Annotated in this window: 5 protein-coding genes and 3 pseudogenes; 7 read left to right on the top strand and 1 reads right to left on the bottom strand. The window is 48.6% G+C overall.

Features of this window, described 5'->3' with window-relative positions:
• Positions 1-222 precede the first annotated feature (222 nt).
• The 4 genes and pseudogenes from ileS (at position 223) to rsmA (ending at position 9901) form a co-directional block, all read left to right on the top strand.
• The gene (ileS, locus tag DWZ60_RS07830; protein ID WP_055222021.1) at positions 223-3342 is read left to right on the top strand and encodes an isoleucine--tRNA ligase; all 3120 of its coding nucleotides are present in this window, start codon (positions 223-225) and stop codon (positions 3340-3342) included.
• A gap of 108 nt (positions 3343-3450) precedes the next feature.
• Positions 3451-5911: pseudogene (locus DWZ60_RS20715) on the top strand (glycogen/starch/alpha-glucan phosphorylase).
• Positions 5912-6118: 207 nt separating this feature from the next.
• Entirely contained in the window at positions 6119-9013 is a 2895-nt protein-coding gene (locus DWZ60_RS07820; RefSeq protein ID WP_119221477.1) for a hypothetical protein, read from the top strand.
• A 15-nt stretch (positions 9014-9028) separates the two neighbouring features.
• Positions 9029-9901: a 16S rRNA (adenine(1518)-N(6)/adenine(1519)-N(6))-dimethyltransferase RsmA gene (gene rsmA, locus DWZ60_RS07815; protein WP_022461748.1), complete on the top strand. Its 873-nt coding sequence runs from the start codon at positions 9029-9031 to the stop codon at positions 9899-9901.
• Positions 9902-10627: 726 nt separating this feature from the next.
• Here rsmA and DWZ60_RS07810 read toward each other — a convergent pair.
• Positions 10628-11745 (bottom strand): annotated as a pseudogene (locus tag DWZ60_RS07810) (ROK family protein).
• A 546-nt stretch (positions 11746-12291) separates the two neighbouring features.
• Between DWZ60_RS07810 and DWZ60_RS07805 the strand changes: the two are divergent.
• From DWZ60_RS07805 to DWZ60_RS07795, 3 genes and pseudogenes are all read left to right on the top strand, one after another.
• Positions 12292-12690 carry a Fur family transcriptional regulator gene (locus tag DWZ60_RS07805; RefSeq protein WP_022462913.1) on the top strand — a complete coding sequence of 133 codons (399 nt, stop codon included), beginning with the start codon at positions 12292-12294 and terminating at the stop codon, positions 12688-12690.
• Positions 12691-12860: 170 nt separating this feature from the next.
• Positions 12861-13405: pseudogene (locus DWZ60_RS07800) on the top strand (NADH peroxidase).
• Positions 13406-13545: 140 nt separating this feature from the next.
• A complete protein-coding gene (locus tag DWZ60_RS07795; RefSeq protein ID WP_022462915.1) occupies positions 13546-14079 on the top strand; it encodes a cob(I)yrinic acid a,c-diamide adenosyltransferase in 534 nt (177 codons plus the stop codon).
• Positions 14080-14154: the final 75 nt, after the last annotated feature.

Genomic DNA, 14154 nt, shown 5'->3' with positions numbered 1-14154 from the left:
CAAGTTGCAGTTCTGAATCTGCGTACCCGGCGCATAAAATATAGAAAACCGGAGAGCAGTGGTAAGAAGTTGCCGGTTGTTCCCCGTTACAGGAAATGCATATGATAGTATGTAACAGGTGGTTACGATAAGTACAGCTTTCGTCCTATTACAGGGCGGGAGCTTTTTCTTATTTTACGCGAGCAAATCAAACGAGAAACTTAAGTTTCAGGAGGTACAAGCATGTACAAGAAAGTTTCAACCGACATGAACTTTGTCGAGAGAGAAAAACAGGTTGAGAAGTTCTGGGAAGACAATCAGATCTTCGAAAAAAGTATGAAAGTGCGTGAAGGAAATCCGTCCTACGTGTTCTATGACGGACCGCCGACCGCAAACGGAAAACCGCACATCGGCCACGTAGAGACCCGTGTTATCAAGGATATGATCCCGAGATACCGTACCATGAAGGGTTATCAGGTGCCGAGAAAAGCAGGCTGGGATACCCACGGACTGCCGGTAGAGCTGGAAGTTGAGAAAAAACTTGGTCTGGACGGAAAAGATCAGATCGAAAAATACGGCGTAGAGCCATTCATCGAGCAGTGTAAAGAGAGCGTATGGAAATACGAGGGAATGTGGGAAGACTTCTCCCATACCGTTGGCTTCTGGGCTGATATGAAAAACCCATACGTTACGTATCATAACGATTACATCGAGTCCGAGTGGTGGGCATTAAAAGAGATCTGGAAGAAAGGTCTTCTGTACGAAGGACACAAAATCGTTCCTTACTGCCCGCGCTGCGGTACCCCGCTTTCTTCTCACGAAGTAGCGCAGGGATACAAAGATGTCAAAGAACGTTCTGCCGTTGTCCGCTTTAAAGTAAAAGGCGAGGACGCTTACATCCTGGCATGGACCACCACACCGTGGACCCTTCCGTCCAACGTTGCGCTCTGCGTCAACCCGGATGAGGATTATGTAAAAGTAACAAGCAAAGGATATACCTATTATATGGCAGCCGCTCTGGTAGACACCGTTCTCGGTGAGGGCGCTGAAATCCTGGAGCATTATCAGGGCAAAGATCTTGAGTTCAAAGAGTACGAGCCGCTGTTCCCGTACGCTGAGAAGAGAATCGGAAACAAAAAAGCATACTATGTAGTCTGCGATACCTACGTAACACTGACCGATGGTACCGGTGTTGTTCATATCGCCCCTGCATTTGGTGAGGACGACTCCAAGGTCGGTCACAGATACGATCTTCCTTTCGTACAGTTAGTAAACGAAAAAGGTGAGATGACCGAGGAAACTCCGTGGGCAGGTACTTTCTGCAAGAAAGCAGATATGGCCGTTCTGCAGGCACTCGAGGATAAAGACCTTCTGTTTGATGCGCCGCTGTTCGAGCACAGCTACCCGCACTGCTGGAGATGCGATACTCCGCTGATCTACTATGCACGTGAAACCTGGTTCATCCGCATGACTGCAGTAAAAGAGGATCTGATCCGCAACAACAACACCATTAACTGGATTCCGGAAAGCATCGGAAAAGGACGCTTTGGCGACTGGCTGGAAAATGTTCAGGACTGGGGACTTTCCAGAAACCGTTACTGGGGAACTCCGCTTCCGGTATGGCAGTGTGAATGTGGCCATCAGGACTGCATCGGCAGTATCGAAGAGCTGAAAGAAAAAGCCGACAACTGCCCGGATGACATCGAGCTTCACCGCCCATACATCGACGCAGTGACCATCAAGTGCCCGAAATGCGGTAAAGAGATGCACCGTGTACCGGAGGTTATCGACTGCTGGTTCGATTCCGGCTCCATGCCGTTCGCACAGCATCACTATCCATTCGAGAACAAAGAAACCTTCGAGAAACAGTTCCCGGCACAGTTTATTTCCGAGGCTGTAGACCAGACACGTGGATGGTTCTACTCCCTGCTTGCAATTTCCACTCTGCTGTTCAACAAAGCACCGTACGAGAACGTTATCGTTCTTGGTCTGGTACAGGATGAGAACGGACAGAAGATGAGTAAATCCAAAGGAAATGCGGTAGATCCGTTTGACGCACTGCAGACCTACGGTGCCGATGCGATCCGCTGGTACTTCTACACCAGCAGTGCTCCGTGGCTGCCGAGCCGTTTCGCAGGCAAGACGGTCGTGGAAGGACAGAGAAAGTTCATGGGAACCCTGTGGAACACCTACGCGTTCTTTGTCCTGTATGCAAACATCGACAACTTCGATGCAACAAAATACAGTCTGGAATATGACAAACTGGCTGTTATGGATAAATGGCTGCTGTCCCGTCTGGAATCCACTGTAAAAGCAGTAGACGACAACCTGGCAAATTACCGTATCCCGGAGGCAGCAAAAGCACTGCAGTCCTTCGTGGATGATATGAGTAACTGGTATGTACGCCGCTCCCGTGAGCGTTTCTGGGCAAAAGGCATGGAGCAGGATAAGATCAATGCTTACATGACTCTGTACACCGCACTGGTGACCGTTGCAAAAGCAGCAGCTCCGATGATTCCGTTCATGACAGAGGATATTTATCAGAACCTCGTAAAGAGCATCGATGCAAGTGCACCGGAAAGTATCCATCTGTGCGACTTCCCGGAGGTACATGAGAACTGGATCGATCCGAAGATGGAAGAGGATATGGCAGACCTGCTGGAGATCGTCGTTATGGGACGTGCCGCAAGAAATACTGCCAATATCAAAAACCGTCAGCCGATCGGAACCATGTACGTGAAGAGCGAGTTCCAGCTTTCCGAATTCTACAAAGAGATCATCGAGGACGAGCTGAATGTCAAAGAAGTTGTATTTAAAGATGACATCGCAGATTTCATCAGCTACAGCTTCAAACCGCAGATGCGTACCGTAGGACCAAAATACGGAAAACTCCTGAACAAGATCAAAACAACCCTGTCTGAGCTGGATGGAAACAAGGCTATGGCAGAGCTCAAGAGCACCGGCGAACTTAAACTTGACATCGATGGACAGGAAATTGTATTATTAGAGGAGGATTTGTTAATTGACATGGCACAGATGGAAGGCTATGTATCCGAATCCGACCATACAATCACCGTTGTTCTGGATACCAATCTGACTCCGGAACTGATCGAGGAAGGTTTTGTTCGTGAGCTGGTAAGTAAAATCCAGACCATGCGTAAAGAGGCCGGCTTTGAGGTTATGGACAAGATCAGAGTATATGCAAAAGACAACGACAAGATTGTAAGCATCATGAAAAACCATGGTGATGAAATTAAATCTGAAGTTCTGGCAGAAGAAATCGTGACTGGAGAGACAAAGGGCTATGAGAAGGAGTGGAATATCAACTCCGAAAAGGTTACCATGGCAGTAGAGCGTATCTAAGAATACTTCTGGATGCGTTTCCACGACGATCGTTAATATAAAAATCAGCCTGCGAGCGGGGATGCAGACAAGCTCTCCGCTCGCAGACTGCTATTGAGGAGGACGCAGATGTTAAACGCCGAGTTCAACAAAGAAACTTTTAAGAACAGTGTCAAAGAAAACGTAAAAATGCTGTACAGAAAAAATCTGGAAGAGGCTTCCCAGCAGGAAATTTACCAGGCAGTCTGCTACGCAGTAAAAGACGTTATTATTGACAACTGGCTGAAAACCCAGAAAGCAATGGATGAGCAGGATCCGAAGATTCTGTACTATATGTCCATGGAGTTCCTGATGGGACGTGCGCTGGGAAATAACCTGATTAACCTGACTGCATACAAACAGGTACAGGAAGCTCTTGATGAGATGGGACTGAACCTGAACCTTCTGGAGGACCAGGAGAGAGATCCTGCGCTTGGAAACGGCGGTCTTGGCCGTCTGGCAGCATGCTTCCTGGATTCCCTGGCTACACTGGGATATCCGGCATACGGCTGCGGTATCCGTTATAAATACGGTATGTTCAAACAGCAGATCCGCGACGGTTATCAGGTAGAAGTACCGGACAACTGGCTGAAACACGGCTATCCATTCGAGCTGAAACGCCCGGAATACGCAAAAGAAGTAAAATTTGGCGGATACGTAGCACAGGAGTATGATGAGGCTACCGGACGCGTAAACTTCGTACAGAAAGATTACCAGTCTGTAAACGCAATTCCTTACGATATGCCAATCGTAGGATACGACAACGATGTTGTAAACACGCTGACCATCTGGGATGCAGAGGCTATTCAGGACTTCTCCCTGGATTCCTTCGACAAAGGTGATTACCACAAAGCGGTTGAGCAGGAAAACCTTGCAAAAACCATCGTAGAGGTTCTGTATCCGAACGACAACCATTACGAAGGAAAAGAGCTGCGTCTGAAACAGCAGTATTTCTTTATTTCTGCAAGCGTACAGAGAGCAGTTGCAAAATATAAAAAACATCACGATGATATCACAAAGCTGTATGAGAAGGTTACCTTCCAGCTGAACGATACTCACCCGACCGTAGCCGTTCCGGAGCTGATGCGAATCCTCATGGACGTGGAAGCCTTGGCTGGGATGAGGCATGGGAGATCACCACAAAGACCTGCGCATACACCAACCACACCATCATGGCAGAGGCACTCGAGAAATGGCCGGTTGACCTGTTCTCCAGACTTCTTCCGCGTATCTATCAGATCGTAGAGGAGATCAACCGCCGCTTCCTGATCCAGGTAAGAGAGCAGTACCCGGGTGATGAAGAGAAAGTCCGCCAGATGGCAGTGATCTACGACGGACAGGTTCATATGGCCCGTCTGGCTATCGTAGGCGGCTATTCTGTCAACGGTGTTGCACAGCTTCATACCGAGATTCTGAAAAAACAGACCTTAAAAGACTTCTACGAGATGACTCCGGAGAAGTTCAACAATAAGACGAATGGTATCACACAGCGTCGTTTCCTGCTTCACGGAAACCCGCTCCTGGCTGACTGGGTAACCGAGTACGCCGGAGACGGCTGGATCACCGATCTGCCGAAGATCGAAAAGATCGCTAAGCTGGCAGATGACACCCAGGCACAGAAGGAATTTATGGAAATCAAATATAAAAATAAAGTTCGCCTGGCAAAATACATCAAAGAGCATAACGGCATTGATGTAGATCCGAACTCTATTTTTGACGTTCAGGTAAAGCGTCTGCATGAGTACAAACGCCAGTTTATGAACATTCTTCATATTATGTACCTGTATGACCGTCTGAAAAAGAACCCGGATATGCCGTTCTACCCAAGAACCTCATCTTTGGAGCGAAAGCTTCCGCAGGCTATGAGCGTGCAAAAGCAATCATCAAACTGATCAATTCCGTTGGGGATGTCGTAAATAACGATCCGACCATCAAAGGAAAGATCAAAGTTGTATTTATCGAGGATTATCGTGTCAGCAACGCAGAGCTGATCTTTGCCGCTGCTGATGTTTCCGAGCAGATTTCCACCGCAAGTAAAGAGGCTTCCGGTACCGGTAACATGAAGTTCATGCTGAACGGTGCCCTGACTCTTGGAACCATGGACGGTGCAAACGTAGAGATCGTTGAGGAAGTTGGAAAAGAGAACGCCTTCATCTTCGGACTTTCCGCAGATCAGGTTATCGAATATGAGAACAACTACACCTACGATCCGATGAGCTACTTCATCCACGATCAGGACATCCACAACGTAGTGATGGATCTGATCAGCGGAAGATACTCAAACGGCGACATCATGATGTTCCGTGATCTGTATGACTCTCTGCTCACACCGAAGAATGCTCCGCGCCCGGATATGTACTTTACCCTGGCAGACTTCAAGTCCTATGCGGCAGCACAGGAGCGTGTTGAGGATAAATACAGAAATACTTCTGCATGGGCAAGAAGCGCGATCCTGAATACCGCACACAGCGGCAAATTCACATCCGACCGTACCATCCAGCAGTATGTAGATGATATCTGGCATCTGGACAAGATTACTGTCAGAAAGTAATCAGAATCAAATATAAGTAGTTAGGGGACACCTGCTTTTCCGGGGAAAACCGGAGGGGCGGGTGTTCTTTTTTTGATGCCCGCTGGAAGGATCTGCATCCCGAAAAATGCCTGCAAAACAGGCATTCTTTTGACATTCTACGGGGAGTGTGGTACACTGTTCGTGTCTATGAACTAAAACAATCTGAAATGTATTGAGGTGAAAAGATTGGATAAAGCTGAATATCAAAGCCGGCTGGAAGAGCTGAACAGTCTGGTAAAAAAAGAGGACTATGAGGGGGCACTTGCAGTTGTAGAAGCCGTTGATTGGCAGCGTGTCAAGAGTCTGCGCACGCTCGGCATGGTAGCGGATGTCTATGAGGCGAACAAACGATATCCGGAGGCGAAGAAGATTCTGCTGATGGCGTATGACCATTCCTCCATCGGAAAGGGCATTCTGTACCGCCTGGTAGAGGTCTCCGTAAAAATGAAAGACTTTGATGAGGCGATTGACTTTTACAACGAGTTTGAAGCAGTCGCACGTCACGATAATTCCCGGTATCTGCTGAAATACAAGATTTTAAGAGGACAGAAAGCGCCGCTTGAGGAGCAGATTTCCCTTCTGGAGGAATACAAAGAGCGGGAATTTACCGAGAGATGGGCATATGAACTGGCAAACCTTTACAGCAAAGCCGGAGAGACGCAGAAATGCATCGATGCCTGTGATGAGCTGATCCTGTGGTTCAGCGAGGGCAAATATGTGACAAAGGCAATGGATCTGAAAATGAAGTACGAGCCGCTGTCACCGTCCCAGCAGATCAAATACGAGCATCGTTTTGACTACAAAAAGAATGAAGAGCCGTCCGAGGATCCGGAAGCACTTGAAGTGCGGTTAGCCGGAGAGAGCGGAGCCGGTGAAATGGCTGCGACGAAAGAGCCGGCAGAGACGCCGGAAGTAAAACCGGTAAACGGCGGTGTGATGAGCCAGTATGTGGCCGGTGAAGAAGAAAAAGAAGCCGGTTCGCCGTACGAAGCATATGAGAAAACACAGCAGGCCGAGGCAGATGCAGAGCAGGTGCAGGAGTACGAAGCACTGCAGCAGACAGAGGAGCCGATCGAGGAGATTCCGGAAGAGCAGGCGTATGCAGACAGCACGCCGACGTACCTTGGAAATACGATCGATCTTCACGCAGAGCTTGCAAAGAGCATCCGCGATGTCTTCTCCTTCCGCGGAAAGAAACAGGAAGAGACGGCAGTCGAGGAAGAGACAAGCGAAGAGCCGGTACAGTACGAAGTAAAAGATCTGGAGCCGGAGCAGCTTGATGTAAACGTAGAGGTATCCCCGGATGCCAACACGACGATCAAGACAAGACCGCAGCCAAAACCGAAGGAAAAAGCCGAGCCGGTAATGCCGAAAGCACCGAAGCCGGAGAAGAAATACGAAGAGCCGGACCTCGAAGCACTGTTCCAGGAGACCGCAGCAAACCTGTCGGAGGAAGTTGCGGAGGAAGAAGCAGAAGAGCCGGCTGAGCAGGTAGCAGAAGCCGAAACCGCAGAGCAGCCGATGGATCCGGAGTCCGAGGCAGAGGCACGGGAAGCGGCTGAGGAGCCGCAGGCGGAAGCTGAGCCGGAAGAAGCAGCAGAACCGGCAGATGAAGCGGAAACCGAAGAGATCACAGAACCGGCGGATGAGGCTGAAACCGAAGAAGCTGCAGAGCCGATGGATGAAGCTGAGATCGAAGAGATTATAGAACCGGCAGCCGAGGCTGAAATCGAAGAAGCAGAAGTTACAGAACCAGCAGTGGAAGCTGAAACAGAAGCAGCCGAGAAGGCTCAGGCGGAAGCCGAAATTGAGGAAACCGTAGAACCGGCGGAGACGCCGTCCATGGATGCAACGGTTGTCATCCCGGATCTGAAACCGGCAGAGGAGACACGGCCGACCATCGATTTTAGTGAGCTTCAGGCAGCGCTGAACGCAGAAGTGCAGGAAGCTGAAAAAGCATCGGAAATCGAACTGCCGGACGAGCCGGAAACTGCGGAAGCAGAACCTGCTGATGAGCCGGAAAGCGAAACAGAGCCGGAAACCCCGGCCGAGACTGAGCCAGCCGATCCGTTTGAGCCGGCAGGAACCCAGCCGATCGAGATTACCCCGGAGGAAATCGAAATCGAAGTTCCGACCGAGCCAAAGCGTGAGCGCGTATCCGATGCGACGATCAACATGAGCATCGAAAAAACAACGGATGCCACCGTTCAGCTGATCCGCGACAACATTCCGGAAGGAACTGTTGCGAAATCGATTGAAGAGGTGCTCCGTGAGGAGACGCCGGAGGAGGCAAGACTCCGCATCCTGAACGACACCCAGCCGGATAAGCTGAGTGATGAGCAGAAAGCGCTGTTTACTTACTTTGCGAAAGTTCCAGGCATGGATATCCAGATTCTGGATGCAATGCATGGTGTTTATCATTACGCAGGCGACCGTACTTCCCGTCATGGAAACATTGCCATTATGGGCGGATACGGTACTGGAAAAACGAAGCTGTCGGAGGATCTCGTCCGTGCAATCTGTGCTGACTTAAAACTTCCGGCAACGAAGATGGCCCGTCTGGATGCATCTGTTCTGAACAAAAAGGACTGTGCGCAGATTGTTTCAAAGCTGGCGGGAGGTTTCCTCCTGATCGAGCGTGCCGGTCTGATGTATCCGGAGACGATCGAGAAGCTGTCGCAGGCAATGGATTTCCGTACCGACAGTCTGGTTCTGATCATCGAGGATGAGAAGGTCAGCATGAGAGGTCTTCTGCGGAATTACCCTGATTTTGCGAAGAAGTTTGAGACGGTCATTTCGATTCCTGTTTTCACGAACGACGAGCTGGTTACGTTTGCCCGCACGTATGCGCGTGAGAATGGATACAAGATGGACGAGATGGGTGTGCTTGCTCTGTATACACAGATTGGCAACAATCAGAAGGAGGGCGAGCCGATGACGATTTCACAGGTCAAAGATATGGTGGATCGTGCCATCGCCCATGCAGAAAAGGGAACCCGTAAATTCGGAAGACGCATGTCCAGAAAGCATACCGATGCGGACGACCGCGTGATTCTTTACGAGAAAGACTTTGAGTTCTAAATACATGGAGAATTTATGGAGAAAGTAAAACCGTGGCTCGGGGAGCCGCAGAATACAATAGCCGTACTGCAGAAGTACGGCTTTGTATTTCAGAAAAAATATGGTCAGAATTTTCTGATCGATCCACATGTGCTGGATAAGATTGTAGCCGCTGCAGGTATCGGACCGGACGATTTTGTTGTGGAAATCGGACCTGGTATCGGTACGCTGACGCAGTATCTTGCGTATGCTGCGCGGAGTGTGTGTGCGGTGGAAATTGACAAGAATCTGATCCCGATTCTGGAGGATACGCTGTCGGATTATGATAATGTTGAGGTTATCAACAATGATGTTTTGAAGGTGGATCTGGCGGCGCTGGCGAAGGAGAAGAACAACGGACGGCCGATCAAGGTTGTGGCGAATCTTCCGTATTATATTACGACGCCGATTATTATGGGATTATTTGAGAATCATGTGCCGGTGGATTCGATTACGGTTATGGTTCAGAAGGAGGTTGCGGACCGGATGCAGACGGGGCCGGGATCGAAGGATTACGGGGCGCTGTCGCTGGCGGTGCAGTATTATGCGGAGCCGTATATTGTGGCGAATGTGCCGCCGAACTGTTTTATGCCGCGGCCGAAGGTTGGAAGTGCGGTGATCCGGCTGACGCGTCATGAGGTGATGCCGGTGGAGACGAAGGATGAGAAGTTGATGTTCTCCATTATTCGGGCGTCGTTTAATCAGAGACGGAAGACTCTGGCGAACGGACTGAAAAATTCGGAGCTGCTGCATTTTTCGAAAGAGGAGATTGAGGCTGCAATCACAGCCTGCGGCTGGCCGCTTACGATTCGTGGGGAGGCATTGAATTTACAGGAGTTTGCGCGGTTGACGGATGAATTGTGTAAATAGAGGGGACGCCTCGCCGCCGCCCGTCCGCCCTTGCGTGATGCGCATGGCAGCGGTGGAAAAGCGGGGGAAAAACGTAGAAAAAATGGAGGTCTTTCGACAGACACCGGCATTATTCGCCAGGAAAGCCTGATGCTTTCCCAGCTCAGAATGCCTTGAAATCTGGTGTTGAGCACCAGATTTCAGTCTCTCGAAAGGCCTCCATTTTTTCTGGTTTTTCCTGCCCGCTTTTCCAATGCTGCCATGCCGCATCACGCAAGGACGGACGGGCGGCGGCGAGGCTGGTAGTGGGGGCGGGAGGGGAGGTCTGGATCCGCCCGGATGGGCGGATCGGCGTGAGATTGTTGTGAGGAAGATGGGAGAAAATGAGAAAAAGGCATGAAAAAAAGCACCGTTGGCGAAACAGTGCTTTCTTTCATTTTTATTTTTAAAGGAAGGAGAGCCGATTTTCTAATCGGCAATATGAAAAAGAAAATTGTGTAAATAATGTTGGCATTCATTATTTATGCTTTTAGTATACGGGTAAATTATGTTGAAAGCGTGTTCATGTTGTAAAAAAATCATGAACAAATTGTGACTATTCAGAGCCATGCGAAATTTCAGAACAAATTGCGAATCATGCTTGCATGAATGAGCACTTTTTTCTGAAATTTCATATGGCGAGAAGCCACATCAAGATGCAGCGCAGCGGAATCGAGATGGGGCTCTGAACAGGGACTTATTTCTGAGTTACAGGTCCAGCAGCTTAAAGGTGGAAATTCCGAGGAAGTTCCGGGAGCAGAGGCTGATTCCGCCCATGAGGACGGAGACATCCTGCAGGTGAGCCGGGAGGACGTGGAGGTACCAGCGGAGGCGGTTCTGGATTCCGGAGGTGATTTCGTCGATCAGACCTGGGATGTAGTTGGTGAAGGAGCTGTTGATGACGATGACGTCCGGGTTGAAGGTGTGGAGAACCGTGTTCAGGCTGATTCCGATGTAGTGGGTGAAATCCTGCATTACTTTGCGGGCGTTGGGGCTGCCTTCCTGGTAATACTGGATGAAGCGTTCGACGGAGACGTTTTCTAAGCCTTCGGCGGCGGCAAAATCGTTCAGGACGGAGGCTTCGGAGATGTACTGTTCGAGGCAGCCGTGGTTGCCGCAGGGGCAGGGCCGGCCATCGGGGAAGAGGATGGTGTGGCCGAATTCGCCGGCGTAGCCGTTCTGGCCGGTGTAGAGTTCGCCGTCAATGAGGATTCCCATGCCGACGCCTCGTGGATGTTCAGGAAGATCATATTTTTAAAGTGCTCTGCGCAGGCGGCTTCGCCGATGACGGAGAGGTTGGCTTCATTTTCTACGATGACAGGGACCTGAAATTCTTCTTCGAGGTAGTTTTTCAGGTTGGAGTGTTTCAGATCGTAGTAGGGTGTGAATAAAACGAGGTCGTCGCAGACGACGCCGTAGATTCCGATGGAGATTCCGACGAGGCCGCACGGAGTCTTGGGGAGGTCGGATTTGGTTTTGTGGAGGAGGGAAATCAGGTATTCCTCCAGGGAGAGGGATGGATCAATCGGGTATTCTTTTACAGTACATGATTTTCCCTTCAGATCTCCGGTGAGAATGGTGATCTTTTTTACGCCGAGATCGACGGCGATGATGGAACCGCAGCGATTATTAAAAGTAAGCAGAATCGGTTTTCGACCCATGGAAGTTTTTTCGGCGCTGCCGAGTTCTATGACGAGCTGGCGGTCGAGCAGTTCCTGGACGATGGTGGATACGGTTGCTTTTGTCAGATGCAGCATTTTCGCCAGATCTGCGCGGGAAAGCGGCGGATGGTTGGCGATTGCCTCGAGAACCAGGGCGCGGTTCATGTCTCGTATATATTCCTGATTTCCGGTACTCATAAAAAATCCTCCATTCTGCCGCATTGGCTGTACATCAATCTTAACATAAATGAGAGAGAAATGACAGGGAAAATCGGGGATGGGCAATACGAATAGAAAAATTAACGGAGAAAAACGATTTCTAGACAGAGTAGAGAGTAAGGGACAGAATTAGAAATAAAATATGTGATAAATACACAAAGAAAGTATAAAATAATTCTAAAAAATGTACAGATTCACAGAAGATTCACTGCACGTTCATAATCTGTTCATAATTAATTGGTATAGTTATCTCAGTTCCAAAGGAACAGCGTGTATGCAATCACTACACAATTAAGATTTTTTCATAATAATAGCCCAGGCGCCGAGAGGTTCCTGGGCACTCCTCGTTTTTGAGGAATTTTTGATCTTGGGACAGACGGAAATCTGTGTAGACAGGGTAGTGATCTTTTTCTTGACTTTTGCGAGAAGCAGCCTTATAGTATAAATATAATAACAATTACTGTTATCGAAAGATACGAAAGGAAAAAAACTATGTCAACACTCAAGTATAGCAGACAAAGAGAAAGCATCAAAGTCTGCCTTCAGGGGCGAAAGGATCACCCGACCGCAGATATGCTCTATACCGATGTACGGAAAGAATTTCCCAATATCAGTCTTGGCACAGTATACCGGAACCTGTCTCTTCTTTCTGAATTAGGAGAGATCAAGCGTCTTACAACAGGAGATGGCCCGGACCGGTTCGATGGAGATACTTCCACGCATCACCATTTCATTTGCAGAAAATGTCACTGCGTGACAGACCTTACAATGCGTGACATCAGCGAAATCAAGAACGTAGCAGCGGAAAATTTCAGAGGTACGATCGAAGATTACTCTGTGAATTTTTACGGCATCTGCGAGAACTGCAAAAATCACCCGGGGAACGTATAGCATCCCCAGGAAGAAAGAAAAAATTAAAAATAGGCATTGACAAAAAGGGAATCTTATGCTAAAGTAATATCAGTAACAGTTACTAATATCAAAAATAAAAAACTGTTATAAACCACAAAATTGGAAATGATAAAATTAAATACACAACAAAAAGAAAGGAAAGAAAGACTATGAAAAAATTTGTATGCAGCGTATGTGGATATGTTTATGAAGGAGCAGAAGCACCGGAAGTCTGTCCGATCTGTAAAGCACCGAAAGAGAAATTTATCGAGCAGGGCGAGGATCTGACCTGGGCAGCAGAGCATGTAGTTGGCGTAGCATCCGATGTTCCGGAAGATATCAAAAAAGACCTGAGAGCCAATTTCGAGGGCGAGTGCTCCGAGGTTGGTATGTACCTGGCAATGTCCAGAGTAGCATTCCGCGAGGGATATCCAGAAGTAGGTCTGTACTATGAAAAAGCAGCTTACGAAGAAGCAGAGCACGCAGCAAAATTCGCAGAGCTTCTCGGCGAAGTTGTAACCGACAGCACCAAGAAAAATCTGCAGATGCGTGTAGAAGCAGAGAACGGCGCAACCGCTGGTAAAACAGATCTTGCAAAACGTGCCAAAGCCTGAATCTTGATGCAATCCATGACACCGTGCATGAGATGGCAAGAGACGAAGCTAGACACGGAAAAGCATTCGCTGGTCTGCTGGCTAGATATTTTGGTAAATAATCAGGAAACCTTTTTGGGGGGCGGAATAAAATCTGCCCTCCTTTTTCCGTTGTTTACAATTTTTACTTGGGATTGCGAACTTGTTTCGAATTACCTGTTGTTTACAAATGAACATAGAAAGAAAAAGCGAGGTTTTCACCATGGAAAAACAGACAGGCTGTGTCCACATCTACTGTGGGGATGGAAAAGGAAAGACGACTTGTGGTATGGGACTCTGCACGCGTGCGGCAGGGTATGGATACCGTGTTTTGATTTATCAGTTTATGAAAGATAACAGCACGAGCGAGCGGAAGGTGCTCTTACTGTCGCCGAATGTGACGTTTGTGCCGGGGCAGGACAAGATAAAGTTTTCGTTTCTGATGACACCGGAGGAGAAGGCAGAGCAGAAACGGTATTATGAAGAGCAGTTTCAGAAAGTGACAGAAAAAGCAGTTCAGGAAGAATACGATGTACTGTTTCTGGACGAGCTGGTTTATACGATTGGAAGCAAACTGTTTGATGAGCAGCTCCTTCTGGATTTTCTGGATCACAAGCCGGAGAAGCTGGAAGTGATTCTGACAGGGCAGGGACCATCGGAGGCGCTGATTGAGCGGGCGGACTATGTTTCGGAGCTGAAAAAAATCAAGCATCCGTTTGACAAGGGGCTTGCGGCAAGAGATGGAATCGAGCGGTAACGCTGAAAAAACAAGAAAAAAGATACTGTTTTGCGGGGAAGATGATTCCATGCAGAACAGTATCTTTTTTTTGAT

Source organism: Blautia sp. AF34-10, assembly GCF_003477865.1.
Lineage (GTDB): Bacteria > Bacillota > Clostridia > Lachnospirales > Lachnospiraceae > Fusicatenibacter > Fusicatenibacter saccharivorans.
The sequence above is the reverse complement of the archived record's forward strand: the minus strand, read 5'-3'. Positions and strand labels throughout refer to the sequence as shown.

Excerpts from the sequence above, each read along its gene's own strand:
- ileS (WP_055222021.1), top strand. The coding sequence starts at position 223 with ATGTACAAGAAAGTTTCAACCGACATGAACTTTGTCGAGAGAGAAAAA.
- rsmA (WP_022461748.1), top strand. The coding sequence starts at position 9,029 with ATGGAGAAAGTAAAACCGTGGCTCGGGGAGCCGCAGAATACAATAGCC.
- DWZ60_RS07805 (WP_022462913.1), top strand. The coding sequence starts at position 12,292 with ATGTCAACACTCAAGTATAGCAGACAAAGAGAAAGCATCAAAGTCTGC.
- DWZ60_RS07795 (WP_022462915.1), top strand. The coding sequence starts at position 13,546 with ATGGAAAAACAGACAGGCTGTGTCCACATCTACTGTGGGGATGGAAAA.